Here is a 26,968-nt window from a genome sequence, read left to right as displayed (position 1 = left end):
CTGGAGCACACCCCCGCGGGGAGGCGCGTGACGCGCGCCGCCCTGCCCGGGTCAGGGGATCCGCAGGGTCACGGACTGGCCGGGCCTGAGGGTGAGGTGCTTGCGGAAGTCGCCCGCGCGCAGCTCGGTCGTCGTTCCGCCGGTGCTGCGGACGGTCGCCTCGGTCACCTTCCCGCCCCGCCAGGACAGGTCCACCTCGAAGCCGCCACGGGCGCCGACGCCGCTGACCGAGCCCTTGGCCGCCCAGGCGCGGGGAAGCGCGGGGAGCAGCTCGATGACACCGGGCCGGGAGTAGAGGATCATCTCCAGCGCGGCGGTGGCGCCGCCGAGGTTCGCGTCGATCTGGAAGATCGTGTAGCTGCCCTGGCTGTACATGTCGAACCAGTTGGCCGCGGTGCCGTTGCCGTTGGATATCGACGGCCGCAGGACCGTCAGGTAGAGCTGGTAGGCCTTCTCCGCGTCCTTCAGCCGGGACCAGCACAGCGAGCGCCACGCGCACGCCCAGCCGAAGCTGTCCATTCCGCGGGCGGTGAGCAGCGCGCGGACCCCGTCGAGCAGCGCGGCCGGACTGGTGTCGGCGGCGATCCGGTCGCCGGGGTAGAAACCGATCAGCGGGGACAGGTGCCGGTGGGTGACCTCGCCGAGGTTGTCCGGGCTCATCCATTCCTCGAGCCAGCCGGACTTCGGGCTGACCCGGGGCAGGTACAGCTTGGCCTGCATCGCGCCGAGCTCGGCTGCGAGCTCGGTGTCGCGGTGGAGTACCCGGGAGGCGGTGGTGAACTCCTCGAAGAGCTCCCACGCCAGTTCCTGCCCGTACGTGTTGCCCTTCCCGTCCGGGCCGTGCTCCGGCGACCAGGCGGTGTCGTCGATCAGGACGTCGCGTGACGTCCCGTCCGGGTCGGTGACGGTGGTGCCGATCAGGCGCGCCTGCCAGAACTCCGCCGCCCCCTTGAGGACGGGGTAGATCAGCTCCAGGTACGCGCGGTCCTGGCTGTACTCGTAGTGCCGCCACAGTGAGTTGCACAGCCAGGCGTTGCCGGAGGGGTGCCAGACCCAGCCGCTGCCGCCGTGGATGTTGGTGGAGAACGCGACCGCCCAGCCGGCGATCTTCCCGGTGCTGTTGCGGAACCGGTTGCGCTCGTTGTTGTACAGCCGCTTGGTGACGTCGGTCCAGACCGGCAGCTGGGACACGCAGTACCGGGCGAGGGCGTAGGCGTTCTCGCCCAGGCCGGCCGGGTCGGCCAGCCAGTAGTTCATCTGGACGTTGATGTCGGTGTGGTAGTCGGCGTACCAGTCCGGGTTGTTGTTGTGCACCCAGATGCCCTGCAGGTTCATCGGCAGCCAGTCGCGGGAGCCCGTGATCGTCAGGTAGCGGCCGTACTGGACGTAGGCGGCCTCCAACTCCGGGTCCGGTGTCGAGGTGTCGGTGTACCGCACGGCGATGCGGGACCAGGAGTCCAGGGACCGCTGCAGCGCCGACGACTCGCCCAGGTCGATCGAGAACCGGTTGTACAGCCGGTGGTAGTCGGACACATGGGTCTTCAGCAGCCGGCCGCCGGACACCTTCGCCGCGGCGGTGACCTTGGCACGGGCCACGGCGAGGGGATCGGTGGCCGGCTCGCGGAAGCCCTTCGCGGCGTCGGGGGAGTAGTCGGTGCCGCCGCACACCACGATGAGCAGCTCCCGGCAGCCGGCGAAGGAGAGCTTGTCGCCCTCCACGTCGATCCGGCCCGTGGCACTGACCGCGGTCACGGCCGCGCCGTAGCGCAGGCCGTTCTTCAGCGTTCCGCCGAACGAGAGCTGCCCGTTGCCGCCCGCGGTGGTCTCGTCGTGCGTGCCGGCCAGGGAGACGGTCCCGGTGTGCGGGCCTCCCGTCAGCCGGATGACGACCACGTCGTCGGGGTGGCTGGCGTAGACCTCGCGGCGGTGGAGGTTGCCGTTGTGCAGGTATGTCGCCGAGACCACACCATTGCTCAGGTCGAGTTGGCGGCGGTACCCGCTCACCGCGTCGCCGGAGTGGCCGGGCAGCGCGATCCGGAGCTTGGCCAGCAGACCGAAGCTGCCGAAGTCGTCCGGACCGTAGGGGAGCTGCCCGTCGTCGGTCAGGGTGTCGTTGGCGCCGCCGGTCCAGAACGCCCCGTCGGTCAGGTAGAGGAAGTCGTCCGCCGGGTCGCAACCGACCAGCGCGCCGAGTCGGCCGTTGCCGACCGGCAGGGCCTCTTGGATGACGCGTGCCTCGTCGGCGGGCGTGCGGTACCAGATCGTCGTGGCCTTGCCCTCCGGGACGATGTCCACGCTGGACGGGCGGGCGGGTTCGGCGTGCGCGGCGAACGGAGGAAGGCCGCCCGACAGGGCGAGACCTCCGCTGGTGACCGTGGCGAGGCGGAGGAAGTCGCGGCGGGAGGAAGCGGACACGGCAAGCGTTCCTTTCCCAGGGTTGCAGGAGCCCACAAGAAGTATTCATAAATAATCAACTTGTCTCGATCACGTCAACGGCTGGCACCGAATTAACCCGACCTTTCTTGTGATCATGGTGGAGGTTGTGCCTATTTAGTCCGCAATTTGCCCATGGGTGGGACAGGCGAGAGGGGTCGGTGACCGGAGTAGATCGGATGTCTGTCGCGGCAAGCGCGGGCGATGGCCCAAGGCCGGCCGTAACTCGGTGGCGTCCGGAGGGGGAGTCGGGAAGGCTTGCGCGCATGGTTTCGGTAGTGCAGAACGTGGCGATCGACTGTGCGGATGCCTACGAACTGGCCCGGTTCTGGAGCGCGGTGACCGGCCGTCCCCTGCATCCGGAGAGCGCCCCGGGCGACCCGGAGACCCAGGTGCTCCTGGCGGAGGGCCCGGTGCTGCACTTCAACCAGGTGCCCGAGGCCAAGACGGCCAAGAACCGGATCCATCTGTGCCTGCGCCCCGAGACCTCGCGCGACCAGGAGGTGGAACGTCTCCTGGGGCTCGGCGCCGCATTCGTCGCCGACCACCGCAATCCCGACGGCTCCGGCTGGGCGGTCCTGGCCGACCCCGAGGGCAACGAGTTCTGCGTTCTCCGCAGCGACTCCGACCGGGCCGCGGCGGGTTCCTGAGGCCCTGTCGGGCGCCCTACCCGTCGCCGGTGCACAGGCCCGCCGTCAGTGCCGCGCGGGCCCACTCCTCCCAGGTGTCGGGGGACCAGCCGCGGTCGCGTACGAAGACCAGGTACAGCTCTGGGCTGAGCAGCCCGTACAGCAGGTCGGCGGCGCGGGTGACGTCGACGTCGGGGCGGATGTCGGGCTTCGAGGTCAGCGCCTTCGCCGCGGCGTACTGGACGGTGTAGCGCGGGTCCGGGTCGGCTCCCCACTGGGCCGCGATCTGCGGGTCGGTGGCCGCGGCGGCGGCGATCAGCGGCATGATCGGGCCGACGCGGCCGAGGATGTCCCGCACCCCCCGTACGTGGGCGCGCAGTTGGCCGGCCGCGGTGGGTTCGGCGCACGCGGCGCGGAACCAGGGGCGGTCCATCGTGGCGACCGGTTCGGCGTCGCCGGCGATGGACGTGTCGACGACGTCCTTGAACAGCGCGCGCTTGTTGCGGAACACGAAGTAGACGGTCTGGACGGCCACCCCGGCGTGGTCCGCGACCTCCTGAAGGCTCGTCGCCCCGTAGCCCTGGGCGACGAACAGCTCCCGGGCCGCCGCGACGATCTTCTCGCGGGTGCGCCGTGAGCGTTCGGCGCGCTTGTCGGGAGGCTTGACGGTCCGCTTGTCGGACCCCTTGACCGCGTCCATGCCGGAAGTCTATCTCTAGAGTCAGTCACTAGAGTTGGACTCTAGATTCTTGGAGGGCAGTGATGAGTGAGACTCGCACGGCTGCGGAGCTCGACCAAGAGGCCGCCGTACGCCGCTCGTTGGAGGACTACTACCGGGACGGCAAGCCGCCGTGGGACAGCGGCGTCACCCCGCCCGAGCTGGTGGCCCTGGTGGAGGGCCCCGATGCGCTGACGCCCGGTCACGTCCTCGAACTCGGCTGCGGCACCGGGACCAACGCGGTGTACCTGGCCCGGCACGGCTGGCGGGTGGAAGCCGTCGACCTGGTCGACCGCGCGGTCCGGCAGGCCAGGGAGAAGGCGGAGGCGGCGGGGGTGGACGTCACGGTGCTGTGCGGGGACGCCACCCGGCTGGACGAGGTGGGCGTGCCCGGCCCGTACGACCTGTTCTTCGACCTGAGTTGCTACTGCGGCATCCCGCCGCACCGCCGCGACGGCTACGTGGCCGGTCTCACGACGCGCGCCGCCCCGGGGGCGCGCCTGCTGATGTTCGGGTACGGCCCCGACGGCCCCGAGGACGTGATCTCCGGCGTCACCGCGGACGAACTCCGCGCCAGGTTCGCCGGGTGGGAGCTGGCCGACGTGACACCGGGGACGAACCCGTTCCCGACGTTCTGGTTCACGCTGCTGCGTACCGCCGCCGCGGTCTGATCCGGCCGCCTCCCGGCACGCCGTCAGCGGAGCCGGTCGCCGGGGAAGGAACGTACCGGGTGGAGGGTGAAGGTGAACACTCCGGCCTTCACGCCGGGGTCCTCGGCCATGAGGGCGCGGGCGGTGTCGGGATCGGTGTCGAGGATGCCGATGCCGCGGACCTCGCCGTCGTCCGTGACGGGGCAGACAATGGGGAGAACGCCTTCGGCACGCAGGGCGAAGTTGCGGCGGCCGTGCTCCCGGATCACCGGGCCCGCCTCGGCCGTCCCGTACGCGGGTCCGGCCTCCAGGACCACCGCGGTGTACTCCTTCGCGGCGGCCATCGCGGCGCGCATGTCGTCGTCGCTGATGGGGTGGGCCATGCCGAACTCCCCTCGCGGCCGACTGGCGGCCGGGTCGGTGTGGTCGAGCCGGACGACGACCCCGTACCCGTGAGGTGCGCCGCACGGCACGGCGTCCAGGACAGTGTGACGGAGGCCGGCCGCCGACGGGCCCACGCGGTGCCGTCCGTTGCGTCATGGTCCGCCGGCTCCGTGCCGGCCCGTGTGTGCCCGGTCCGCCGACCGGACCACCGTGCCCGCGTCTAGAACGGCGGCCCGAAGGAGGTGGCGGGGACATCCGAAGCCAGCCCCAGGGTTTTCCGGACCTCCCGCTGATACTCGTGGGAAGGGTGGTCCCAGGCGTCGTCAGAACGGTCCCCGTAATTGTTGTCCGAACGTGCCGCCACGGCCTTGCGCCACAGCTCGGCGCTCCTTCGAAGCTCTCCGACGTAGGCGGTGACCTTGGGCCTGGCGCCGACGGACCAGTTGACGGCTTCGAGGCCATCCGCCTCATGGTCCAGCGCGGCCGCCATCTTCGCAGCCCAGGCACGATTGTCGGCCACGCTGCCCAGGTGCGGATAAGTCTTGAGGACGCGCGCGGAGGCCAGCTCCAGCCTGAGGAAGGCAAGCTGGTCTGCCGTCAGGCTGGTTTCCCGCTCGCGTACGCTGCCAGTGGTCCGGCCGTCCGTGTCGGCCGCAAAGCAAGTGGCGGTCCTGCTACCCGACTGGACCTCACGGGTCGGGTAGTAGTAGTTGACGCCCATCGTGTGGGGCAGGGACCAGTCGTCCATGACGTAGCCGGTCAGCCGATCGCTGCACTGGTGGTACGACTGCTTTGCGAGGGCGTCGCCGGCGCCGCTGGACCCGGTGAGAGCGACCGTGGCGAACACTTCGCCGTCGTGTGGCTGGGAGCACGGCACGGGTACCGCGGAGTAGACCTCTCCGTGCTGCGAGCTAGTGAAGCAGTCGCCCACCGCGAGGCTTACGGCCGACCGGTCCCCTGCGCCGGACATCCGCTGGTCCGGATCTTCGTCGACGTGACCGGAGACACCCCCGATGACCAGTGTCATCGCCAGCGCGACCCCACCGAGCGCCAGCACTCCCGCGATCGCCGGTTCGCGGCCCTTCCGGTTGCGCTTGGAGCCAGTCCCAGACGACGTGAGCAGCGATATGGCGGACATGGATCTCCGGTCGAACTCGGCGAACACGTAAGCGAGCCGGAATCCTCGCACACGACCAGGCGTCTCTGTCACCCCGCTGGTCTCCCACGGCGAGTGACCGATCGCTGGACCGTCACTGGGCCGTGCGAGGGCACACAACGACGACCAACGCCATAGGGAAAGCGCGCAAGCCCCCGATGGAAGCCGGGAGCCCTACGTGCTCAGTCGGCTGGCCGAGCCACGACAGGATCACCGCTACCTTACGCAGCCACTTCGAGTGGTCTCGTCGAAGGGGCTGGACATCGAGCACGATGTCCATCACGCGGGCCCACGGAATCTGTTGAGTCTCGACGCCCTGCACCCAGTGCGAGAGGCCGTCCGCCCTCAGCCTTGCATGGTCTCCAGCGGGATCACCGATCACCCACTTCCCGTCGGTGAACTCAAGGGGTCCGGGTCGATCGGGCATGTTCTGGTTCTTCGTTCCGCAGGGCCGTCCAGCGCCGCCCGAGGAATGATGCATGACGCGCTTCGCGGGCTATCTGCCGGGGCGCTGCGCGTCAGACGGGTGCGGGTCCGTGTCGACGTGCCACAGCCGTGCCACACACGACGGGGCCTAGCGGGGAGCCGGCGCCAGTCCCGTGCACTGCCGCAACTGCTCGTGACGGGTGGTGATGCGCTCTGCCGCGGCGCCGGTCTGCGGGGCCGGTACGCCGTGTCCGTCCACGAGCGCGGGAGCGAAGGCGGCCGCGGTGACCCTGCCGTGCGTCACGGTGAGGGTCGTCACGCCGGTCTCGTCCGAGTGCGGGTACGGGGAGGAGCCGTACCACAGGAAGTTGCCGAAACCGTAGGCGACGTAGGTCGGTCCGAGCATGCCGGAGCCGAGCATGACGTGGGCGTGCGTGCCGACCACGGCCGTGGCGCCCGCGGCCGACAACTCGGCGGCGAGGGAACGCTGCTCAGGGCCGGGACAGCTCTGCCCCTCCGTGCCCCAGTGCAGGTAGACCACGACGACGTCGGCCCGCGCCCGCGCGGCGCGGACCGCGTGCACGAGCCGGGGCCGGTCCAGGGCCGAGGCGATTCCCGGGCTTCCCGGACCCGCGCGGAACCGGGCGTTCGTGAGGTCCTGTACCTGGCTCGCGGCGAGTACGGCGAGGCGGACGCCGTTGACCTCGGTGAGGTAGGGCCGGTAGGCCTCGGTGTCGTCGGCGCCGATGCCCACGACGGGTATCGGTGAGGCGTGCGCGGCGGCAAGGGTGTCGGTCAGGCCTTGGGGGCCGTAGTCGACCGCGTGGTTGTTGGCCATCGTGACCGCGTCGACGCCCGAGCGGCGCAACGCGTCCAGGGCCTGCGGCGGGGTCCGGAAGTGGTACAGCTTCGGCTCCGGTGTCCCCCGGGTGGTGATCGCCGACTCCAGGTTGACCATGGAGAAATCGGCGGCCGACAGTACGGGGGACAGCGGGCCGAGGGCGGGGTCGACCCCCAGCCGTCCCGCGGTGCGCTGGGTGAAGTGGACATCACCGGCGAAGGCGAGGGTGACCGTGCCGGCGGGTTCGCGGTGACGCGCGGGGGCCGTGGTGGACGGGCCGACGACCGTCGACGCCTTGATATGTGCCGGGGCGGCGTCGGTGGGAGTGCCGCCGCGCCCCGCCGTCAGGTACGCGGTCGTCGCGGCAGCCACGACGACCACGCCGGCGCCCAGCGCGGCGTTCCTGCGGCGGCGGCGCTGCCGGGTGCGGCGGGCGGCATGGCGCGAGCGCGGTTCATGCATCGGACAACTGTACGATCGACTCGTTCATGACGTTCCAGGGGTCCCGGGACATGTCGCTCCTCGGGCATGCCCGGTCGGGCACGTGGGGCGGCCGACACCCAGGCTGCGTTCCGTTTGCGATCGCCGTGAGCGCGTGCGGTCACGGAACGGCAACGAGTGCGGGGGCCGCGCACCCGGGGCTGTGATCTCATTCAGTCCCGTCGCCTGCCGCCGGCCGGGCGGGGGCCGAGGCGCTGCCCGCTCACGGCCTCGTACGTCGCCGCCAGGGCCTCTCCGGACCGCTCCGGATGCCGTTGGGCGATCCCGATGAACAGGCAGTCGACGACGGTCAGCTGGGCGATCCGGCTGGCCATGGCGCCCGACCGGAACGTGGTCTCGCGCGCCGCGGTGGTCAGCACGTGGTCGGAGACCTCGGTGATCGGCGAGCGGGGGAAGTTGGTGAGGGACACCGTGGTGGCTCCGTGCCGCCGGGCCACCCGCAGGGCCTCGACGGTGTCGGCCGTCGCGCCGGTGTGGGAGAGGCCGAAGGCCACGTCGCCGGGACCCATCACCGCCGCCGAGGTCAGCATGATCTGCGTGTCGCTCCAGGCGAAGCCGACCCGTCCGATCCGGTGCAGCTTCTGCTGGAAGTCGGCCGCCACGAAGGCACTCGCGCCCACTCCGTACACGTCGACGCGTCCCGCGCGCGCCATCGCGTCGACCACGTCGCCGAGGACCGCCACGTCCAGTTGCGCGCCGGTCTCCTCCACCGCCCGGGCGTCGGCGAAGGCGACCTTGCCGACGATGCCGGCGAGGTCGTCGGCGGACGTGATGTCGCTGCCCGGGTGGCTCTCGGCGCGTATCCCGGCGCGGGCGGCCTCCGCTGCCATCGCGATCCGGAGCGCGGGGTAGCCGTCGAGGCCGATCGCCTTGCAGAACCGGATCACCGTGGTCTCGCTGGTGCCCGCCGCCGCGGCCGCCTCGGAGATGCTCCGCCGGGACGTCAGGGCGGGGCTGTCCAGCACCGCACGGGCGACCCGCTGCTCCGCCCGGGCGAGGCCGGGCAGGAGCGAGCGGATGCGCACCAGGAGGCCGGAGTCCCGCACGTCGTCGGCCGTGCTCTCGGATACCACGCGGGAAACGTACTGAGGGACGTCCGCGCGGGTCAACGCGCGGACGACGGCTCCACGGCGGGGGTCAGCGCCGTCCGTCCGCCGGCAGTGCCTGCCAGCCGGCCGACATCAGCGGGGCTCCGGGCCTGTCGCCGTCCAGCAGGACGTGCGAGCCGTCGGTGACCCGCAGCCCGCTGAGGTTCACACCGCGCCCCTCGTAGGACGAGTCGGTGGTGTACCGCCAGCGCAGTGCGAGACCGGGTACGGCGTCCGGGAGCTCGGCGTGCACCCGCCACCAGGCGCGTACGTCCTGGCCCGACAGTGCGGTGACGCCGTCGACGGGGGCACCGGGACCGGTGACGTGGAGCGTCACGGGGAGCCAGGTGTCTCCGCCGTCGGAGCTGGCCTCGAGGCGGACCAGGTCCGTCGACTCGGTGTTGACGAAGGTCCTGAAGTCGACGTCGACCGTTCCTGAGGCGTCCAGCGGACCGGTGGTCAGGGTGCTGGTGGTACCGCCGCCCTGTCCGGAGAACCACGAGCGGCCGCCGCCCGGCGCCTCGACCGGCATCGCCTGGGCGAGGGCCTGCGCGATACCGCGCCGGGCGGGGTTGGTGGAGGGGGTGCTGCGCGACGCGTGCACCCGGTTGGTCAGCAGGACGGCGAACGACCGCGACGCGGGGTCGATCACCAGCGAGGTCCCGGTGAAGCCGGTGTGGCCCAGTGTGCGCGGACCGGACAGCCCGCCCATGTACCAGATCTGGTCCAACTCGAAGCCGAGACCGTGGGAGTCGCCGGGGAAGGCCTGGTTGAAGTTCTCCTCCAGCAGTGAGACGCCCTCACGGCTGAGGATTCGGTGGTTCCGGTAGGTCCCGCCGTTGAGGATGGCCTGGGCCAGCACGGCGAGGTCGTCGACGGTCGAGAAGACGCCCGCGTGCCCGGCGACCCCGCCCATGGCCCAGGCGTTCTCGTCGTGCACCTGACCGTGCACCAGACCCCGCGCGGGGCTGGTCTCGTACTCGGTCGCGGCGATCCGGGACAGCTTCGAGGCCGGTGGGTTGTAGCCGGTGTCGGTCATGCGCAGCGGCCCCGTGATGCCCTCGTGCACGAGGGTGTCGAGGCTCCGCCCGGTCACCTCCTCCAGGACCAGCTGCATGGTGAGCATGTTGAGGTCGGAGTAGGTGTAGGCGGTTCCCGCCGGGTCCACCGGCGTGGTGTCCAGGATCGCCTTCACCCGCGACGGGATGTCGGGGTAGCCCTGCCACAGCGCCGGCTCGGGGTCGGGTGCGAGGCCGGAGGTGTGGGTGAGCAGCTGCCTGATGGTGATGGCGCCCTTGCCGTTCACCGCGAACTCGGGCAGGTACGCCGCGACCGGGGCGTCGAGCCGGATGCTCCCGGCCTCCAGCTGCTGGACGGCCACCAGGGAGGTGAACAGCTTCGAGAGCGACGCCAGATCGTAGATGGTGTCGGTGCGGGCGGGTATCCACTGGTCCTCGGGCAACTCGGTCTGCGGGGCCGAGTAGCGCATGGCGTACCCGGTGGCGCCGCGCTCGACGACCTTGCCGTCGTGGACCATCAGGGTGGTGGCACCGGGGAAGAGGTAACCGGTCCCGCTCGCCGGGTCGGTCCAGGCGGCGACCTGCCGCTCGAAGGCGGCGATCGGGGCCGGCAGCAGCCCCGCGGCCCGCGGGGACGCCGGTCGCAGCACGGTGCTCGCGGGCGCGAACCCGGAGTGCGGCCGGTCGAAGCCGCCGCCGTCGCGGGTCCCGGCCGTGGCGGCTGTGACCGGCGTGGCGCCGGCTGGCAGGGCGAGGGCGGTCACCAGGGCTGACGCCGCGGTGAGTGCGATGACTGGAATCCGCATGGGTACCTCGTCGGTGAGGAGATGGGTTCGCTGTGCGGCGTGCCTCCGGACACCGGCAAGGGTCCGGTCCGGCGGCCGGAACTAAGTTACTGACACGAAGCAATATCCGTAAGTTAGTAACCGAATGAAGGGTGGTCAACACGCATACCGCCGCTTCCTGCCGCGGCGCGACCAGGGGCTCGCACGAGGCCGGGATCCCCGGCGGAACCCGTCGGGACGAGTCGGACGTACGGTCACCGGGCGAGGAACACCTTCCGCACGGGTGCGCCGAACGCGCCGGGATGCGTGATCGGGCCGATGTGGCCGCCGGGGAAGTGCCGGACCCGGGTGCCCAGTTGCCCGGCCAGGGCGCCGGTCGCGCGGGACGGCGGTTCGCCGCGCGAGTCCTGGCCCTGGCGAGGGCCGGGCGCCATGGCACCGACGCGGGCGGTCGGGGCCGTGGCACCCGCTGATCGGCGTGGTCAGACCGTGCTGACGACCTCGTCGTAGGCGAGCCGCGGGCTGCGGGCGAACCAGGCGTCCTCACCCGGGTTGCCGATGTTGACCACGGCCAGGACGGAGTGGTTCCCGTCGGGGAAGAACTCCTTGGTGAGTCCCTCCGCGTCGAAGCCCGTCATCGGGCCGGCAGCGAGGCCGGCGGCACGGACGCCGATGATGAAGTAGCCGACCTGGAGCGCGGCGTTGAGGGCCGCCGAGCGCTCCCGGACCGGACGCTCGGCGAAGAACACGTCCTTGGCCTGGGGGAAGTGCGGGACGCCCCTGCTGGCGATCCGGACGCTCACGATGAAGCGCGCCGAGCTCTCCCCGAGGGGCCCGGCCGCCGGCCTCGCGCGGAGGGTGTGCGGTATCGAGAGCCTTGAGGACGAGCAGGACACCGCGTACACGGCCCAGGCGGACTACGCCCGGCGGCAGGACGCTTCGTAGCGGGTGCCGCTCGCGGGCCCGGGCTGCAGCACACCGCGCTCACGGGCCCGGGCCACCGCACCACTGCGGCTGTGCGCGTCGAGCTTCTTGAAGACCGCCCTGACCTGGCTCTTCACCGTGTTCCGGGAAACATGGAGCTCATCGGCGATCTCCCGGAGCGTCAGCGGGCCGCACAGCGCGCGCAGAATGCGGCGTTCGCCGGGCGACAGATCCCGGATCCGCGGCGGCGGCTCCGGGACGCCGGCCGGAACGACGCCGAGCGTGCGCAGGCGCGCGAGCAGCCCGCTCAGCGCCGGTGCCCCGGCGACGCCGTCGAACTCACCCGAGGGGGCGGCGTCGTCACCGGCGGCGCGGGGCAGCGCCGCCCGGACGGCCCGGGCCAGGGCCCGCTGATGCGGTTCACCGCCGAAGGCGCACGCTGCCATGGCCGCCTCACCGCGGGCCAGCGACTCACCGGCCTCCAGGGCCCTGGCGTCCTCCAGGAGAAGTCCGGCGCGGCACAGGTGGGCGGCCACGGCCACGAAGTGGCCCGTCACATCCGCGGAGCGGGCCGTGCGCAGTGCCTCGTCGGCCAGCGCGGCGGCCTGCCCGCGGTCCCCGGTGAGGTAGGCGCACAGGGCCAGGGAGCCCAGGGCGCCAACGAGAACGAGTGCGTGCCGGGCCCCGTGCGCCTCGCGAACCGCCTCGCGCAAACGGTCCTCAGCCTCCTCCCAACGCCCCTGCCACATCAGGGCGGTTCCACTGGCGACACAGGCCAGCGCCCGCCACGGGGTGAAGGGTTCAGGGCGCCCGGCGGCCGTCGCCCGGCGGCCGTCGCGCCGAGCGGGCCGGCGGCGCCGGACTCGCCCCGCAGGCAGCGGACGAGCGCGTGGGCGACCGACGCCGCCTCGCTCACGGAGCTGCCCTCCCCGACGGTGTCCACGCCGCTCGGGCGGGCCCGCGCCAGTTCCAGCCAGCGCGCGGCGCCGCCCGCGTCGCCCTGCGACAGCTCCGTCATCGCCGCGACGACGCACAAGCGCGCGTCGGCGCGGACCGCTCGGGCGGGCAGCAGATCGAGCCACCCCGCGACCTCCTGCGCCCGCCCCGCGGCGATCGTCTCCTCCCATGCGTCCAGGACGATCGCGGCCACCGCGGCGGAATCGCCGCACGACGCGAAGTGGCGTACCGCGGCGGTTGTCCGTCCCGCCGCGCGGTACCAGTCGGCGGCCGCGCGGTGCAGCGCGGCCGTCCCGTCCGGGTGCTCGGCCTCCAGGACCTCGCTGAGCACGGCGCGCAGCGCACGGTGGCACCGGTACCCGCCCGGCCCGGTGCCGGTGGGTTCGAGGAACCGCACGGTGCGGGCCAGTTCGCGCAGCAGGACGCCCGCACGGTCGGTGTCCGCGACGGCTCGGCAGGCGTCGGGGCGCAGTTCGTCGAGCACGCTGGTGCGCAGCAGAAAGGCGCGCTGCTCGGTGGTCAGCCGGTCCAGTACCTCGGTCACGAGGTAGTCGGCGGCCGCGTGGGCCGCGCGATCAGAGACGCCCGGGCCCGAACCCGGCGCGTCCGCGGACGACTCGAAGGCGTGCTCCGGCGTCCCGCCGGCGCTCGCCGTGACGAACAGGCCGGCCGCCCATCCCTCGGCCAGGTCGTACAGCCCGCGGCGCCTCTCCTCGTCCATGGCCCGCCCGCCCGACCGGGCCGTCAGCAGCGTGTCGGCCTCGTCGGGGGTGAAGCGCAGTTCGGCCGGGCCGAGTTCGCCGATCAGACCCCGTGCCCGCAGGCCGGGGACGGGCGCGCCGGGCACGTACCTGGTGGCCAGTACGACCTGGAGGCCGTCGGGCAGCGCCGTCAGCAGGTCTCCCAGACTGCGCAGTGCGGCGTCGGTGAGCCGCTCCACGCCGTCCAGGACGAGGGTGAGCGGCCGCTCGCCCGCGAGTCCCGCCAGCGTTCGCGGCAGCAGATCCTCGGCCCAGACATCGCGCGTCCAGGCCCCGGCGGGCGGGGGTACCGGCAGCCCCGGCCGAAACGGCCGCAGCGCCGCCAGAATCCCCGCCCACAGCCGTGCCGGCGTGTTGTCGTAGCGGTCGAGGCCGAGCCAGGCGACGTGGGAGCCACGGGCCCGCAGCACGTGCGCCCAGTCGCCGAGCAGCACGCTCTTACCGGCCCCGGGCGGCGCCGAGACGACCACGACGGGTTCGGCGAAGGCATCCAGGAGCCTCAGCAGCCGGGGACGCGGCACGAACCACGGGGGCCGTACCGGCGGGTGGAGCTTGTGGTCGGGGATGGTGCTCACGGTGCCTCCCGTCGTACCGGGCAGGATGGGCCCCCGATGCCCGGTGGGCACGACGGATGCACCGGGCACCGGGGGGACGTGGGGAAGTTCACGGCGGTGCGCGAAGAGGGGGACGGGGGCCGGGCGAGGGGCTACCTCATGAAGCCGAACCCGCCGGCGAAGTACAGGAGCGGACGGCCCTCCCCCTTGTGTTCGAAGTGCCGCGCGTCGCCCACGAATATGGTGTGGTCGCCACCGGGCAGGGCCTGCGAGACGTCGCAGACGACCGACGCGATGGCGTCCCTGAGCACGGGCACGCCGTGGTCCTCGTCGATCGCCACGCCGGCGAAGCGGTCGGGTACCCGGGCCGAGAAGCAGCGGGCCAGCCCTTCACCGTCCTCTCCCAGGACGTTGACGGCGAAGCGCCCGTGCTCGGCGATGGCGGTGCGGGTGAACAGGTGGTTGCCGATGCAGACGATGAGTTGCAGCGGGTCCAGCGACAGGGCGGCGACGGCGCTCGCCGTCATTCCGACCGGCGTGCTTCCGGTCTGCGTCGTGATGACGCTGACCCCGGTGGCGAGGCGGCCCATCGTGGACCGGAACGCGAGCGTCATGTCGAGGGTGTCAGGCATGGTGGCCTCCGTACGAGTGGAGTGATTTCGTGCCCGCGACGTCATCGGGCCGCCAGGGGGTTCGCCGGGGGACCGGCGGACGCCCCGGGCCTGCAACAGGTCCCACGCGGCCGGGGGACGACACGTGCCAGGGGTCCGGGCGGGTCGACGCCCTCAGAGGTGCCGGGCGCCGGAGGCCGGCTCCACGGGTTCGAGCACGAAGGTGTGCCGCAGGAGGGTGTACGGCTCCTGGGTGCTGGTGCCGTACGGTCCGGTGCCGGCCCGGTGGCGCGCGTACTCCGTGACGAGCGACTGCTTGACGCCGAAGACCGGGTCCTGGTCGAGGTGGGCGTCGTCGGAGGGGAACAGCATGGTGGTCACCTTCTGGAACCCCGCGGCGGTGATCCGCAGATGCAGGTGCGCGGGCCGCATGACGGACCGCCCGGTGGCGCGCATCAGCTCGCCCACGGTGCCGTCGTCGGGGATGGGGTACGAGGAGGGGCGCACGGAGCGGAAGCGGAAACCGCCGTCGCCGCCGGTGCGGAGCAGCGCCCTCATGGCCGGGTCGGACAGACCGGGGACGTCCACGTCGTAGTGACCGTCCGCGTCGCTGTGCCAGACATCGACCTGGGCGCCGCCGACCGGCGCTCCCTGAGCGTCGGTCACCGACCCCTCGAAGAAGAAGGGTGTGCCCGGCAGTCCCTCGGAGATGTCGGCCCCGTCGGGCAGCGCGGGGCGGTCGTCGCGGAAGAAGGGCCCGAGGACGCTGTTCTGCGTCGACCCGGCCGCACGCCGGTTGCCGAGGGCGTCGACCAGCATCGTCACCCCCAGCACGTCGGAGAGGAGGATGAACTCCTGCCGTGTGGCCGTGCACAGCTGTCCGGTGCGGGTGAGGAAGTCCACGCCCCGCGCCCACTCCTCCTCGGTGAGACCGGTCTCGCGCACGAAGTCGTGGGCGTGCCTGACCAGTGCGCCGAGGATCTCCGCGAGGCGTGCGTCCTTCGCGCCGCGCACGGTCGAGAGGACCGCCTCGGTGATGGTGTCGTCCGTGAGGTCACGCATGACGGGCTCCCGTCGCGTCGTCGGGGTGAGGGGAAGGGGCCCGCGGCGGCTCGCCCGCCCAGGCCCGGCGAAGGAGGCCGCGCACGGCTTCCCGGTCCACCGGCCGTGGATTCCAGTAGCCGTCGCGGACGATCAGGTCGGCGGCGCTCGCGATGCCCGACTCGGGCATGCCGAGGTCCCTGAGCGCGCGTGGGGCGCCGAGCCGAGCGGCGAAGGCGAAGACCGCGGCGGCGGGGTCGGGGCCGGGCAGAGCCCGGCCGATCCGTTCCATGGCCGGTGCGGCCGCGGGTGCGTTGTACGCGACGACGTGCGGGAGCACCACAGCGTGGGTCTCGGCGTGGGGAAGGTCGAAGGTGCCGCCCAGGACGTGGCAGACCTTGTGGTGCAGTGCCATGCCGACGGTGCCGAGGCAGGTGCCGGCCAGCCAGGCGTCGTACAGGGCGGTAGCGCGTGCGCCGGGCTCGGCGGGACGGCGCACGGCGTCCGGCAGCGCCGTCGCCAGGGCGTCCAAGGCCTCACCCGCGATGAGGAGGGCGAGCGGGTCGTGATCCTGGGCGTACAGCGCCTCCACGACGTGGGCCATGGCGTTGAGCCCGCTCACCGCCGCGACGTGGGGCGGCAGTGCGAGGGTGAGGTCGACGTCGTAGACGACGGTTCTCAGCAGCACCTCGGGCAGCCGCCGGGTGGTCTTGGCGCCGCCCTGGGTCTCTCCCAGGATCGGCGTCATCTCGGAGCCCGCGTAGGTCGTGGGCAGCGCGATGTGCGCGTGCCCGGTGCGCAGGGCGACGGCCTTTCCCAGGCCGATGGCCGAGCCGCCGCCGACGGCGACGACACAGTCCGCGCCGGCTGCCCGGACCGCGCCGACCGCCTTCTCGGTGACCGCGACGGGCGTGTGCGGCGCCGCCTGGTCGAAGACGCCCGCGGCAAGCGGCCCGAGGAGTTCCCGCACCTCGTGGGCCTGACCGGTCTGTCCGGGGGTGCTCAGCACCAGCGCCCGGTCGCACCCCAGGGCCCGGACTTCATCGGCAATTCCGTTTCGCGTCCCGGTGCCGAATACCACTTCCTGACCTGGCCCCGATGTACAAATGCTCTCATCGTCGCCCTCTAGAGGATGATCAACAGCGATTGGAGTGTCGTCAGACCGCCGGGGTCGCGTCAATGAATCCTTCGAATCGAATTGCCTGGGAGGCGACGATTACCTTGTATGCGCGACACTCGGCTGACGACCGGCGCGCTTCTCGTCGCCCGATATCCCTCATACGGGTGACGTGTCCTCCGGCAGGCCGATGGCCCGTGCGCCACCGGGTTCCACGTGCCGGAGGCCGCACCGGGAGAGCCGGCGAGGTCGTCCGCCTCGCCGTCCCCGGCGGAGCGGGCACGGCAATGCGCCCCGCGATTCGCCTTTCCTTTGGCACCGTACCGGCGGCCGGGGACCGTGGCCGCATTCGTGCCGGGCGGCCCGCAGTCGCCGCTCCCGGCTGCTGATTCGGCAGTTCTTTTGCGCGGGAGAACGTCCTGCCGTAATGCCGGACCCGGACCGTATTCCGGACGTAGCGTATTTCGTCCGGACAGGAACCGGCAGCGCGGGCGGCGGGGTGTTGCCGACTTCACGGACCAGTGGCGAGTCCGCGCCCGGAGGCGGCCGGACGCGCCCGGATCGCCCCCGACCTGGGGCGGTCATCCGCTCCGCGGGGGGTGCGGCGGCGGCCGGATCCGGCCGGCCTCCCGCCGTCCGTTGCCGTCGTGACGCCGGTGGCCATGATGGGAGCAAACGGGTGAATTGCCCGCCTTCTCCCCCGGTCATACGGTTGATTCATGGCTATCGCAACGACGAGTCCCATGACGGGCGAGGTTCTCGAGAGGTTCGACGAACTGACGCCCGAGCAACTGGAGGACAAGCTCGCCCGGGCGGCGGCCGCGGCCGCGACATACCGGTTGACGAGCGCCGACGAGCGGGCGGGGTGGCTGCAGCACGCCGCCGAACGTCTGGAGAAGGAGATCGAGAGCGTCAGCCAGATGATCACCACGGAAATGGGCAAGACCTTCCGGGCGGCGGAGGAGGAAGTGGTCAAGTGCGTGCACGGGCTGCGCTTCTACGCCACCGAAGGACCCGCGTTCCTGCGTGACCTGGACCGCGACGCGGAGCGCGTGGGCGCGAAGCAGACGTTCGTGACGTACCAGCCGATCGGCGTGGTGCTCGCGGTGATGCCGTGGAACCTGCCCTTGTGGCAGGCCATGCGGTTCGCCGCGCCTGCCCTGATGGCGGGGAACGTGGGCCTGCTCAAGCACGCCTCGAACGTGCCGCGGTGCGCCCTGTACCTGGAAGAGCTCTTCCGGGACGCGGGCTTCCCGGACGACGTGTTCCAGACCCTGCTGATCTCCTCGGGGCGGGTGGAGCAGGTGCTGCGCGACCCGCGTGTGGCGGCCGCGACGCTGACGGGCAGCGAGCCGGCGGGACGGTCGGTGGCCGCCATCGCCGGCGACGAGATCAAGAAGGTGGTCCTCGAACTGGGCGGTTCCGACCCGTTCATCGTCATGCCGTCCACGAACCTGGACCGTGCCACCGATGTCGCGGTCAAGGCACGGTGCCTGAACAACGGGCAGTCGTGCATCAACGGCAAGCGGTTCTTCGTCCACCAGGACATCGCCGACGAGTTCATCGCGATGTTCGTGGCGAAGATGGGCGCGCTGGTGGTGGGCGATCCGATGGACGCGGACACCGACGTCGGTCCGCTGGCCACCGAGTCCGGCCGGCGTGACGTGGAGTCGTACGTCGACGACGCCGTCGGCAAGGGCGCGACGGCGCTGGTGGGCGGCGAACGCCCGGACCGGCCGGGCTGGTTCTACCCGCCGACCGTGCTGACCGGTGTCACTCCGGAAATGCGGATGTACCACGAGGAGGTCTTCGGCCCCGTGGCGCAGGTGTGGGCGGTTCCCTCCCTGGAGGAGGCCCTGCGGGAGGCCAACGGGCACCCCTACGGCCTGGGTTCGAATCTGTGGAGCGAGGACGAGGCCGAACGCGAGCTCTTCGTCCGCGACGTGCAGTCCGGTATGGCCTTCATCAACGGCAACACGACCAGCTATCCCGAGATCCCCTTCGGCGGCGTGAAACGCAGCGGCTACGGTCGGGAGTTGTCCGACCTCGGCATGCGGGAGTTCATGAACGCCAAGACCGTCTGGATCGGCCAGGACGCCTGAACCCCCCGGTCCTGACGCGGTCGACACCACGGGCGCGCGCCGGCCGGGAGCAGGGCGCGCGGCCGGGCCGAGCCAAGGGAGGCGCGACGATGAGCACAGCGGTCCGGACGCCCTCGTCCGGGCAGGGAGGACCGGTGGTCGCGGTGCTCGGTACGGGCACCATGGGGGACGCCATGGCCCGCAACATCGCGGCCGCGGGGCTGGGTCTGCGTGCGTGGAACAGGGCTCGCGACGCCGCCGAACCGCTGGCCGACGTCGGCGCCGCGGTGTGCGACACGCCGGCCGAGGCCTGCCGCGGCGCGGACGTGGTCCTGACCGCGCTGGCGAACGAGAGAGTCGTCGCCGACGTGATGGACCAGGCCCGCGACGGGCTGGACGGCCACCCGGTGTGGGTGCAGACCTGCACGGTCTCCCCTGACGGCGGCCGCCGTCTCGCGGAGCAGGCCGACCGCCTGGACGTCGCCTACGTCGAGGCCCCGCTCCTCGGCACCAAGGAACCGGCCGTCGCCGGGACCCTGACCGTCCTGGCCGCCTCCCCCCGGAAGGAGGCGCGGGACGAAGTGCGGCCGGTCCTGGACGCGGTGGGCTCACGCACCGTGTGGCTCGACGAGGTCGGCCAGCCGAGCGGCCTGAAACTCGCCTACAACGCCTGGGTCCTGACCACCGTCGAGGGCATCGCGGAGTCCCTCACCCTCGCCGAGACCCTCGGGGTCGACCCCCACCTGGTCATCGACGTCATCGGGGGAAGCGGCCTGAACAGCACGTACGTGCAGAGCAAGGGCCCGAAGATGCTCGACGACGACCTCGACACCCCCTCGTTCCCCCTCGAGGCGGCGGCCAAGGACGCCGGTCTGATCACCGACGCCGCCCGCGCCGCCGGCCTGCGCCTGGGCATCGCGGAGGTCGTGCGCGAACGCCTCCACCTGGCGGCGGACGACGGGCTGGGCCGCGCGGACGTCGCCGCGACCTACCGCACGTCCCGCCGGGCCGCGTCCTGACCCGGGAGGAACGATGACCCGTGCCGGCATCGCCGCGGCGCGTTCGAGCACGGCGCAACTCGCGGAGATCGTCCCGCGCGTCGCCGACGACCAGTGGGACCTGCCGTCGGCGTGCGCGGGCTGGCGTGTCATCGACGTCATGGCCCACCTCGCGGCTCTCGCCACCGAGGCGGTGGATCCGCCGCCGCCGGACCCCTCGCTGCCGGAGAACCGCGAGCGTTACCACGACCTGCGGGTCGACGAACGCCGTTCCTGGAGCCACGGCGAGGTCCTCGACGAGTGGCGGCGCAGCACCCCGCGGCAGCTCGACCTCCTGGAAGCGGCGCAGGAACCCCCCAGGGCCACGGAGCCGGTCGACGTGCCCGGGCTCGGCACCTATCCGCGCCATCTGCTGGCGAACACGATGGCGTTCAACGTCTTCTGCCACCTGCGCCACGACATGCTCGCCCCGGACGGCCCGCTCCCCTTCACGGTGCCGGAACCGACCGACGGCCTCGTGGCGCCCGCTGTCGAGTTCATGCTCGCCGGCCTTCCCCAGATGCAGGGCCCCGAGCTCACCTCGGCGGTCGACCGGCCCCTCGTCCTCGACCTGACAGGACCGGGCGCGACCACGGTCACCGTCTACCCCGCGGCCGGGCCGGACGCGCAACTGACCGTCGTACCCGGCGCGGACGCCACCACCCGGATCACCAGCACGGCACTCGACTTCATCGCGTGGGCCACCACCCGCGAATCCTGGCGCGACCACTGCCGCATCACGGGGGACACCTCCGCCGCGGCCCCGTTCCTCGACCGACTGGACATCATCTGAAGGCGGCACCGCGGGACCGGCCCCGGCCGGTGAGCCGTCGGGCCGGCGAGAACGCGCGACCGCCGCGGCCTTTCCGCAGCTCCCGCCGCGTTTTCCTGCGGGCATCCCGCAGTGTTGAGCCGCCTCCGAATCGTCCCCGGCGCGCCGAAATTATTCGGCGCGGCACTCGGCTGAACCAAGCAGTGGCACCGAGTGCCGCGGCTTGCGGCGCTCGGCCGAGGACGTGGTTCCGACGTGCGCGGGGACATCGTGATCAAGGCATTCTGTACCGACATCCTTCCGCCCGACGAGAGGGCGCAGTACTGGACGGACGCCGTCCACCGATCGCTCACCCGGCTGGAGGTCAGGCCGCACGACGGCGCCGCGGTGCGCGGTTCGCTCCGGCGGATCTCCATCGGCGACATCCATGTGGCCCACGTCGAGGCGAGCCCCCAGCGCATGGCGCGGACCCGCGGGATCATCGCCAATGACCCCAGCGGCCTGCTCATCGTGAGCCTGCAGGAGACGGGCAGCAGTGTCGTGGTCCAGGACGGGAGGGAAACACCGCTGGTCGCCGGAGAGTTGGTCCTGCTGGATTCCCGGCGTCCCTACGTCCAGGATTTCCCCAGTGATGTGCGTCAGGACGTCGCCGCCGTTCCCCGTGGGCTGCTGGACGTCTCCGACGCGTGTCTGCTGCTCGCCACCGGCCGGGCATGCTCCACCGGCAGTTACATCGGCGGGATCCTCGCCGCGTACATGAGCCGGCTTGCCGCTGCGGCCGAGGTGGGCGTCTGCCCGCCCGGTCCGAAGAGATACCTGGAGCGGGGGATGGCCGACGTCCTGAACGCGCTGGTCGTGCATCAGGTACGACGGGGCAGCGGTGCCACGCCGACCGCGGAGGAGGCGTTGCTGCGGCAGATCCGCGTGTACGTCAGGGCGCACCTGGACCGAACGGAACTCTCCCCGGCGACGATCGCGGCCGCGCACCACATCTCCGTCCGGTATCTGCACCTGCTCTTCCGTGGCGAGGACATGACCGTCGGCCGGTGGGTCCAGCACCTGCGGCTGGAGGCCTGCCGTGATGATCTCTCGCGTCCCGAGTTGGCCGGGGCGACGGTGGCGGCCATCGCGCACCGACGGGGTTTCGCGAGCCCGGCGCACTTCAGTCGGATCTTCCGTGCGGCCTACGGCATGACTCCGGGCGAATGGCGCTGCAGAGCCGGCCACTCCAGGCTTCCGGGGTGACGGTCACGACCGGCGGGGGAGTGCCGCCGTCCCCTCCTCTCCGCGCCGGGCCAGCGCGATCAGGGCGAGATCGTCGGCCGGCAGCGCGCCGCAATGGGCGACGACGTCGTCGAGGATCTGCCCGAGGACGCCGCGCAGACGGTCCTGACTGCGCCTGAGCCGGTCGTTCCACGTCCAGGTGGCGGCCCGCTCCAGCAACGGGAAGCACACCCCGGCGCGGTCACGGGCCTCGATGAGACCGTCGGTGTACAGCAACAGCGTGTCGTCAGGGCCGAGTTCGAAGACGCTCTCGTGCGCCCGGACGTCACACAGGGAGCTCAGTCCCAGGGGAGGGCAGGGATGCCCCGGAAGCAGGGCCACGTCCCCCCGGCGGGCCCGCACCAGCGGCGGATGACCGTAGTTGACCATGTGTGCGAGGGGCTCGCGGTCCGGCACCTCGAGAAGGAGCGCGGTCACGAAGCGTTCGTCGGCGTCGTCGTGCGCGTCGGCGAGGTGCCGAAGGAAGCTCGCCTCCAGGCGGGCGGACAGCTCGGTCAGGCTGGGGGCCTGCGGCGCCCACTCACGGAATGCCCCGAGGACGGCGGGACGTCCAGGAACGAGGACAGTCCCCTCCCTCGCACATCGCCGATGATGACCCGGGTGGCCGCGTCGGCCCGGGCGACCGCGTAGAGGTCCCCGCCGACCCGGGCCCGACCGCCGGAGGCACGGTAGACCGAGGCGAGAGCCAGGCCGCCGACCCGTGACGGGAGCGGCCGCAGCAGCACGTCCTGCACGGCGTCGGAGACCGCACAGGCATCCGCCACCAGCCGTCGGCACCGCCGGTGCAGCCAGCCGCAGGCCACCGCGGCCTCCGAGGCCGGGACCAGCCGCAGGGCGTAGGAAGCGGGACCCGGGTGGCAACCCGGCGGAACGGCCGCGCACACCGCGAGGGTGCCCAGCAGCGTCCCCGCGACCATCACGTGCCGCACCCAGGGCCGCTTCGCCGACCTGTCCGCGAACTCTCCCGGGTCGGTCATGGCTGCCCTCCCGCCGTGCGTGACGTCCGGCGCGGCCGGGAGGCGGCGGCGCGTCGTGGTCGCGGGTCTCCCGTACATCGGGCGTCGAGTGGTGGTCGATGCCTGACCGTAGGCGAGGCCGCGACGGGGGAATTGCCTCGCAGCGCATGACACGTTGACCGACCACGCAACGCCCGTACAGGCGTGGCCCGGCGCCCCTCTCGACGCGCCGGGCCGTTCCGCGGCAGGTGGTGCCGGCTACCACCGGATGACGACGTACCCGGGGCCTCCGTCGGCGCCCGGGCCTCCCGCGGGTCCGCCGTCGCCGCCCACGCCCGCGTTCCGCGGCGGTGCCAAGGGGGCGGTGACCGGACCGGGGGGAGCGACCGTGCCGTCCACCGCGGGGCTGCCCCCTTCGCCGGTGGTCAGGCCGGGGGCGCCCTGGTGGACGAGGCCGCCGTCGCCGGCGGCGGGGTCACAGGCGCCGGTGCCGCCGGTTCCGGGGAAGCGGGGATCGGAGCCGCCGCCGCCACCCCGGGCGACAGCCACCGCCGCGCCGGAGGGCGGCGCGGTCAGGTAGGTGAACCCGGCGGTGGCGCCGGGAGCCCCGGGCACGCCCCCGGCGCCGCCCCCGGCGACGACGACCAAGTGGGCCTCGCCGGGCTGCACGTGGACGGCGCACGAGGCGAATCCGCCGGCGCCGCCGCCCTGGCCCCCGCTGCCGTCGTCGCCGCCACCCGCGCCGCCTCCGCCCGCGCCCCACACCTGGACGAGGATCGTGCTGACGCCGCCGGGGGGCACGAAGGCCCCGCTGGTGGTGAACTCCTGCGTGCCGTGCACGGCGTTGGCCCCCGCCGGATCGACCGGATCGACCGGATCGACCGGATCGACCGGTTCGGCATGCCCCTGCGGCCCGGGCGTGTCGCGCACCGCGCCACCCGTCGCGGCCCCACGTTCCACGGCTCCCGCGGACGCCGTACCCGTCACGGCGCCGGAGGCCAGCGCCACACTCGCCGCAATCGTCCACGCGCGCGCACGGACTCGGTGCCGTCGCGGCGACACCCGGGGTCCGGCAATTCGGTACAACACGCCACCTCCAGGGGCTGGCTCTTCGACGAGCGGCCTGTGCCGCCTCCCCTCCCTGGGCGGGAGAGATGCCGTGGACGGCAGCGAGCCCACCACAAGAGTCGCCCTGGGTGTGACCCGGTGCACATTCTGTAGCCGACCGGGGGACGCCTTGCCTGATTCAGCCGGCCGCGTTGTAGCGCTGGAGGTGGTCGGCCAGCTGCTGCACGTCCGTGTCGTCCCAGTCGGCGAACCGCCCCGCGAAGGCGATCCGGCGTCGTTCGTTCGCCTCCGCCAGCAGCCTGAGGCCCTGTTCGGACGGGCGGAGGATCTGCCCGCGCTGGTCCTGCGGGTCGGATCCGCGCGCGATGAGCCCGGCGCGTTCCAGCATCGCGATCTGGCGGCTGACGGTGGACTTGTCGAGCAGGAAGTGCGAGGCCAGGTCCGTGCCGCGGCAGCCGCCGCGCTCCTTCATGTAGTCGAGCATGCCGTAGGCCACCAGGGACAGTTCGGGGTGGATCTGCGTGGCGCGCGTCCGGGCGCGGCGGGCGAACGCGGTGAGTTCGCGCTGGATCGTGTCGATGGCTGTGTCACGGGCCGGCATCTGGACCTCCTTCATTTAGATGTATCGTACAATGAAAAAGGTTGTATTTGCCAATCATATTGAGAGGTGCCTTCCCCATGACCGCATCCCCGGCCGCCGCCTCGGGAGGGGCCCATGCGCACGCGGCCCCCCGACTGCGCCACAGCGCGGGGCACATCGTTCTCCACCTGGTGACCCCGCTGCTGATGTGCCTGGGCATGGGCCTTGCCTACCTGGGTGCCTTCCACGCCCCCGAGCCGCACGGGATGAAGGTGGCCGTCGTCGGGAACGGGCCGCGCGCGCAGGTCCTCGCCCAGACGCTCAAGGACAAGGCCGGCGACGCGCTGGACGTCAGGACGGTCCCCACGCGCGCCGCCGCGGTGCACCAACTGATGGACCGCGATCTGGCCGGTGCCTACCTCCCGTCCACGGAGCACCCGCGACTGCTGGTCGCCAAGGCCAACTCCGACACGACCGCCACGGCCGCCGAGACCGTCTTCCGCCTGGTGGCCGACGGGAAGGGGATCGCCCTGGACGTCACCGACGTCGCGCCCACCTCGCAGGGCGACCCCACCGGGCAGGGGCTCTTCTTCGTCCTGGTCACCATCAGCATCGGCTCGTACGCCAGTGTCGCCGCCATCGGCGCGGCGGGCGCCACGCTGCGGCTGTGGACCCGGGCCGCCATCGGCCTGGCGACCTCACTGGTGGTGAGCGTGATCGGCACGGTGCTCGCGGGACCGCTGTTCCACATCGTCGATCACGACCTCGTCGGCGTGTGGGCCATGGCGTGGCTCTACTCGGCAGGCATCGTCGCCATCGGCATCGGCCTGCACACCTTCCTCAAGCGGTGGACCACCCTGACGATGATGACGCTCTTCGTCATGCTCAACTTCACCACCTCGGGCGGCATCTTCCGCCCCGAACTCCAGAACGGCTTCTTCGGCGCGCTCCACGCCTTCTGGAACGGTGCGGGCTTCGTCGAGGGCGTCCGCAGCCTCCTCTACTTCCCCTCCGGCGCGGGCCTGGCCGGCCGCGTCACCTCTCTCGTCCTGTGGCTCGGCGCGGGCCTCGTGGCGCTCGCCGCGGCGGACACCGCGGAACGGCGCGCCCGCCGGGCCGGGGCGCCGCCCGCCCCGCTGCCGGCGGCCGAACGCGAGGCCGAGGAGGAGATCGGCGAGGCCGTCGCCGTCTGACGCCCACCCGGCCGCGCCGACCCGCGCCGTGCCGTTCCGCGCCGTGCCGTGCCGTTTCGCCGTGTCAGAGCCAGTCGTTGCGGCGGAACGAGCGGTACGTGAGGGTGCAGGCGATGACGATGACCACCAGGACGAGGGGATAGCCGAAGGTCCACCGCAGTTCCGGCATGTGGTCGAAGTTCATGCCGTAGATGCCGACGATCATGGTGGGTACGGCGATGATCGCGGCCCATGCGCTGATCCGGCGCAGGTCGGTGCTCTGCTGGATGCCGAGTTGGGCGAGATTGGCGGACAGCACGCTGTCGAGCAGTTCGACGAAGCCGGTGATGCGCTCCGACGCCTGGTCGAGATGGTCGCGCACGTCCCGCAGGTACGCGCGGATCTCCGGGTCGCATCCCGGCACCCTCCCTTCGGCCAGGTCGCGGAGCGGCAGGGCGAGCGGCAGCACCGCGCGGCGGAGTTCCAGCATCTCCCGCTTGAGCTGGTAGATGCGCCCCGCGTCGTCGGTGCGTTCGGGTGAGAAGACGTCGGCCTCCACCTGTTCGACGTCGGCCTCGACGGCGCGGATCACCTCCAGGTACCCGTCGACGACGGTGTCCGCGATGGCGTGCACGACGGCGGCCGGGCCATGGGCGAGCAACTCCGGCTCCGCTTCGAGCTGTCGGCGTACGACGCGGAGGTCCGGGGAGTCGCCGTGCCGGACGACCACGGCGAAGTCCGGGCCCGCGAAGATCATGATCTGCCCGGTGGAGACGACTTCGCTGGTGGGCGTGAGCCGGTCGTGCTCGACGTACGCGGCGGTCTTCAGGACGAGGAACAGGGTGTCGCCGTAGCGTTCGAGCTTCGGGCGCTGATGGGCGTGGACCGCGTCCTCCACGGCGAGCGGATGCAGGCCGAACGCGTCGGCCACGACTTGGAGCTGGTCGACGGTGGGCTCCCGCAGCCCGATCCACACGAAGCTGCCCGTGCTCCGGTGGCACGCGCCCATGGCCTCGGTGAGGGGCAGGAGCCCCGGACGGCGCTCGCCGTCCTCGTACAGGGCGCAGTCGACCACAGGGACCGGGCGGCCGTCGGGGCGCGGTGCCGGGACCGGCGCTGTCATGACCTCTCCTCTCGGGCCGCTCGGGGGCGGATGCGCCTTCCATCATGACCACGCCGCCGCCCCTCCGGCGTCAGGGCGGCGTCAGGGTTCCGTGTGGACCGGGATCGGTGCCTGACCTGCGGGCATAGCGTCATTGCTGCACTCGGGCCGCCGTTGGCCCGGGTCGCGTACCGCCTTCGTTCCGGGAGGAACACCATGTGTCTGCGTGTCTACGGGGAAGACCCCGAGCCTGCCGAACCGGACCCGGCCGGGTCTGCCCTCGTGCCGGTCCGGTCGGGTTCCGTCGGCTGCACGCCCCGC

General features: G+C 72.2%; 25 protein-coding genes and 1 pseudogene. 7 read left to right on the top strand and 19 right to left on the bottom strand.

Annotation, left to right across the window (positions count from 1 at the left end; translation table 11 throughout):
- Positions 1–51: 51 nt before the first annotated feature.
- Complete coding sequence (locus tag PV364_RS01615) at positions 52–2,415, bottom strand: glycosyl hydrolase family 95 catalytic domain-containing protein (RefSeq protein WP_319657720.1); 2,364 nt, start codon at positions 2,413–2,415, stop codon at positions 52–54.
- A gap of 284 nt (positions 2,416–2,699) precedes the next feature.
- Here PV364_RS01615 and PV364_RS01610 point away from each other — a divergent pair, with 284 nt between their 5' ends.
- On the top strand, positions 2,700–3,083 hold the full coding sequence (locus PV364_RS01610) for a VOC family protein (RefSeq protein ID WP_319657718.1): 384 nt from the start codon (positions 2,700–2,702) through the stop codon (positions 3,081–3,083).
- Between the two features lie 16 nt (positions 3,084–3,099).
- Here the strand turns inward: PV364_RS01610 and PV364_RS01605 are convergent, their stop codons facing one another.
- A complete protein-coding gene (locus PV364_RS01605) occupies positions 3,100–3,762 on the bottom strand; it encodes a helix-turn-helix domain-containing protein (protein WP_319657717.1) in 663 nt (220 codons plus the stop codon).
- Positions 3,763–3,824: 62 nt separating this feature from the next.
- On the opposite strand from PV364_RS01605, the gene PV364_RS01600 reads away from it, so the two are divergent.
- Positions 3,825–4,451, top strand: coding sequence for a class I SAM-dependent methyltransferase (locus PV364_RS01600; RefSeq protein ID WP_319657716.1), 627 nt, complete (start codon positions 3,825–3,827; stop codon positions 4,449–4,451).
- A 23-nt stretch (positions 4,452–4,474) separates the two neighbouring features.
- Here the strand turns inward: PV364_RS01600 and PV364_RS01595 are convergent, their stop codons facing one another.
- The 12 genes and pseudogenes from PV364_RS01595 to PV364_RS01540 form a co-directional block, all read right to left on the bottom strand.
- Positions 4,475–4,813: a hypothetical protein gene (locus PV364_RS01595; protein ID WP_319657715.1), complete on the bottom strand. Its 339-nt coding sequence runs from the start codon at positions 4,811–4,813 to the stop codon at positions 4,475–4,477.
- Positions 4,814–5,034: 221 nt separating this feature from the next.
- Positions 5,035–5,979 carry a septum formation family protein gene (locus tag PV364_RS01590; protein ID WP_319657714.1) on the bottom strand — a complete coding sequence of 315 codons (945 nt, stop codon included), beginning with the start codon at positions 5,977–5,979 and terminating at the stop codon, positions 5,035–5,037.
- A 565-nt stretch (positions 5,980–6,544) separates the two neighbouring features.
- Positions 6,545–7,699: a CapA family protein gene (locus tag PV364_RS01585; protein WP_319657713.1), complete on the bottom strand. Its 1,155-nt coding sequence runs from the start codon at positions 7,697–7,699 to the stop codon at positions 6,545–6,547.
- Positions 7,700–7,890: 191 nt separating this feature from the next.
- A complete protein-coding gene (locus PV364_RS01580) occupies positions 7,891–8,811 on the bottom strand; it encodes a MurR/RpiR family transcriptional regulator (protein ID WP_319657712.1) in 921 nt (306 codons plus the stop codon).
- 64 nt (positions 8,812–8,875) lie between these two features.
- On the bottom strand, positions 8,876–10,651 hold the full coding sequence (locus tag PV364_RS01575; RefSeq protein ID WP_319657711.1) for a serine hydrolase: 1,776 nt from the start codon (positions 10,649–10,651) through the stop codon (positions 8,876–8,878).
- A gap of 233 nt (positions 10,652–10,884) precedes the next feature.
- Positions 10,885–11,064 (bottom strand): hypothetical protein, encoded by a 180-nt coding sequence (locus tag PV364_RS01570; RefSeq protein ID WP_319657710.1) that lies wholly within the window; start codon positions 11,062–11,064, stop codon positions 10,885–10,887.
- Between the two features lie 48 nt (positions 11,065–11,112).
- Positions 11,113–11,403: pseudogene (locus tag PV364_RS01565) on the bottom strand (nitroreductase family protein); the annotation flags it as partial.
- Between the two features lie 144 nt (positions 11,404–11,547).
- Positions 11,548–12,267, bottom strand: coding sequence for a helix-turn-helix transcriptional regulator (locus PV364_RS01560; protein ID WP_319657709.1), 720 nt, complete (start codon positions 12,265–12,267; stop codon positions 11,548–11,550).
- A 35-nt stretch (positions 12,268–12,302) separates the two neighbouring features.
- On the bottom strand, positions 12,303–13,847 hold the full coding sequence (locus PV364_RS01555) for an AAA family ATPase (RefSeq protein WP_319657708.1): 1,545 nt from the start codon (positions 13,845–13,847) through the stop codon (positions 12,303–12,305).
- 131 nt (positions 13,848–13,978) lie between these two features.
- Positions 13,979–14,458 carry a flavin reductase family protein gene (locus tag PV364_RS01550; protein WP_319657707.1) on the bottom strand — a complete coding sequence of 160 codons (480 nt, stop codon included), beginning with the start codon at positions 14,456–14,458 and terminating at the stop codon, positions 13,979–13,981.
- Positions 14,459–14,611: 153 nt separating this feature from the next.
- Positions 14,612–15,499 (bottom strand): dioxygenase, encoded by an 888-nt coding sequence (locus PV364_RS01545; RefSeq protein ID WP_319657706.1) that lies wholly within the window; start codon positions 15,497–15,499, stop codon positions 14,612–14,614.
- Positions 15,492–16,559, bottom strand: a complete 1,068-nt coding sequence (locus PV364_RS01540) for a maleylacetate reductase (RefSeq protein WP_319657705.1) — start codon at positions 16,557–16,559, stop codon at positions 15,492–15,494. Before PV364_RS01540 ends, PV364_RS01545 begins: the two co-directional genes overlap by 8 nt.
- Before the next feature lie 755 nt (positions 16,560–17,314).
- On the opposite strand from PV364_RS01540, the gene PV364_RS01535 reads away from it, so the two are divergent.
- The 4 genes from PV364_RS01535 to PV364_RS01520 all read left to right on the top strand — a co-directional run bounded on the left by PV364_RS01535 (position 17,315) and on the right by PV364_RS01520 (position 21,730).
- A complete protein-coding gene (locus PV364_RS01535) occupies positions 17,315–18,697 on the top strand; it encodes an NADP-dependent succinic semialdehyde dehydrogenase (RefSeq protein WP_319657704.1) in 1,383 nt (460 codons plus the stop codon).
- An 89-nt stretch (positions 18,698–18,786) separates the two neighbouring features.
- The gene (locus PV364_RS01530; RefSeq protein ID WP_319657703.1) at positions 18,787–19,695 is read left to right on the top strand and encodes an NAD(P)-dependent oxidoreductase; all 909 of its coding nucleotides are present in this window, start codon (positions 18,787–18,789) and stop codon (positions 19,693–19,695) included.
- A 13-nt stretch (positions 19,696–19,708) separates the two neighbouring features.
- Positions 19,709–20,506, top strand: a complete 798-nt coding sequence (locus PV364_RS01525) for a maleylpyruvate isomerase family mycothiol-dependent enzyme (RefSeq protein WP_319657702.1) — start codon at positions 19,709–19,711, stop codon at positions 20,504–20,506.
- A 234-nt stretch (positions 20,507–20,740) separates the two neighbouring features.
- The gene (locus tag PV364_RS01520; RefSeq protein ID WP_319657701.1) at positions 20,741–21,730 is read left to right on the top strand and encodes a helix-turn-helix domain-containing protein; all 990 of its coding nucleotides are present in this window, start codon (positions 20,741–20,743) and stop codon (positions 21,728–21,730) included.
- Between the two features lie 3 nt (positions 21,731–21,733).
- Here PV364_RS01520 and PV364_RS01515 read toward each other — a convergent pair whose 3' ends face one another.
- From PV364_RS01515 to PV364_RS01500, 4 genes are all read right to left on the bottom strand, one after another.
- Positions 21,734–22,258 (bottom strand): PP2C family protein-serine/threonine phosphatase, encoded by a 525-nt coding sequence (locus tag PV364_RS01515; RefSeq protein ID WP_319657855.1) that lies wholly within the window; start codon positions 22,256–22,258, stop codon positions 21,734–21,736.
- A gap of 5 nt (positions 22,259–22,263) precedes the next feature.
- The gene (locus PV364_RS01510; protein WP_319657857.1) at positions 22,264–22,746 is read right to left on the bottom strand and encodes a hypothetical protein; all 483 of its coding nucleotides are present in this window, start codon (positions 22,744–22,746) and stop codon (positions 22,264–22,266) included.
- A 237-nt stretch (positions 22,747–22,983) separates the two neighbouring features.
- Entirely contained in the window at positions 22,984–23,655 is a 672-nt protein-coding gene (locus tag PV364_RS01505) for a hypothetical protein (protein ID WP_319657700.1), read from the bottom strand.
- Between the two features lie 316 nt (positions 23,656–23,971).
- A complete protein-coding gene (locus PV364_RS01500) occupies positions 23,972–24,409 on the bottom strand; it encodes a MarR family winged helix-turn-helix transcriptional regulator (RefSeq protein ID WP_319657699.1) in 438 nt (145 codons plus the stop codon).
- Between the two features lie 62 nt (positions 24,410–24,471).
- Here PV364_RS01500 and PV364_RS01495 point away from each other — a divergent pair, with 62 nt between their 5' ends.
- Positions 24,472–25,566, top strand: a complete 1,095-nt coding sequence (locus PV364_RS01495) for a hypothetical protein (RefSeq protein WP_319657698.1) — start codon at positions 24,472–24,474, stop codon at positions 25,564–25,566.
- A gap of 64 nt (positions 25,567–25,630) precedes the next feature.
- Here PV364_RS01495 and PV364_RS01490 read toward each other — a convergent pair whose 3' ends face one another.
- Positions 25,631–26,668, bottom strand: a complete 1,038-nt coding sequence (locus PV364_RS01490; RefSeq protein WP_319657697.1) for a magnesium and cobalt transport protein CorA — start codon at positions 26,666–26,668, stop codon at positions 25,631–25,633.
- Between the last annotated feature and the right edge of the window lie 300 nt (positions 26,669–26,968).

This window comes from Streptomyces sp. MI02-7b, from assembly GCF_033793585.1.
Lineage (GTDB): Bacteria > Actinomycetota > Actinomycetes > Streptomycetales > Streptomycetaceae > Actinacidiphila.
Note: the sequence above shows the minus strand (reverse complement) of the source record. Positions and strands in the feature narration are given on the sequence as shown.

Bases quoted from the DNA above. Each gene is read 5' to 3' on its own strand.
- PV364_RS01610 (WP_319657718.1), top strand. From the start codon at position 2,700: ATGGTTTCGGTAGTGCAGAACGTGGCGATCGACTGTGCGGATGCCTAC.
- PV364_RS01605 (WP_319657717.1), bottom strand. From the start codon at position 3,762: ATGGACGCGGTCAAGGGGTCCGACAAGCGGACCGTCAAGCCTCCCGAC.
- PV364_RS01600 (WP_319657716.1), top strand. From the start codon at position 3,825: ATGAGTGAGACTCGCACGGCTGCGGAGCTCGACCAAGAGGCCGCCGTA.
- PV364_RS01595 (WP_319657715.1), bottom strand. From the start codon at position 4,813: ATGGCCCACCCCATCAGCGACGACGACATGCGCGCCGCGATGGCCGCC.
- PV364_RS01585 (WP_319657713.1), bottom strand. From the start codon at position 7,699: ATGCATGAACCGCGCTCGCGCCATGCCGCCCGCCGCACCCGGCAGCGC.
- PV364_RS01575 (WP_319657711.1), bottom strand. From the start codon at position 10,651: ATGCGGATTCCAGTCATCGCACTCACCGCGGCGTCAGCCCTGGTGACC.
- PV364_RS01570 (WP_319657710.1), bottom strand. From the start codon at position 11,064: ATGGCGCCCGGCCCTCGCCAGGGCCAGGACTCGCGCGGCGAACCGCCG.
- PV364_RS01550 (WP_319657707.1), bottom strand. From the start codon at position 14,458: ATGCCTGACACCCTCGACATGACGCTCGCGTTCCGGTCCACGATGGGC.
- PV364_RS01545 (WP_319657706.1), bottom strand. From the start codon at position 15,499: ATGCGTGACCTCACGGACGACACCATCACCGAGGCGGTCCTCTCGACC.
- PV364_RS01535 (WP_319657704.1), top strand. From the start codon at position 17,315: ATGGCTATCGCAACGACGAGTCCCATGACGGGCGAGGTTCTCGAGAGG.
- PV364_RS01530 (WP_319657703.1), top strand. From the start codon at position 18,787: ATGAGCACAGCGGTCCGGACGCCCTCGTCCGGGCAGGGAGGACCGGTG.
- PV364_RS01525 (WP_319657702.1), top strand. From the start codon at position 19,709: ATGACCCGTGCCGGCATCGCCGCGGCGCGTTCGAGCACGGCGCAACTC.
- PV364_RS01510 (WP_319657857.1), bottom strand. From the start codon at position 22,746: ATGACCGACCCGGGAGAGTTCGCGGACAGGTCGGCGAAGCGGCCCTGG.
- PV364_RS01500 (WP_319657699.1), bottom strand. From the start codon at position 24,409: ATGAAGGAGGTCCAGATGCCGGCCCGTGACACAGCCATCGACACGATC.
- PV364_RS01495 (WP_319657698.1), top strand. From the start codon at position 24,472: ATGACCGCATCCCCGGCCGCCGCCTCGGGAGGGGCCCATGCGCACGCG.
- PV364_RS01490 (WP_319657697.1), bottom strand. From the start codon at position 26,668: ATGACAGCGCCGGTCCCGGCACCGCGCCCCGACGGCCGCCCGGTCCCT.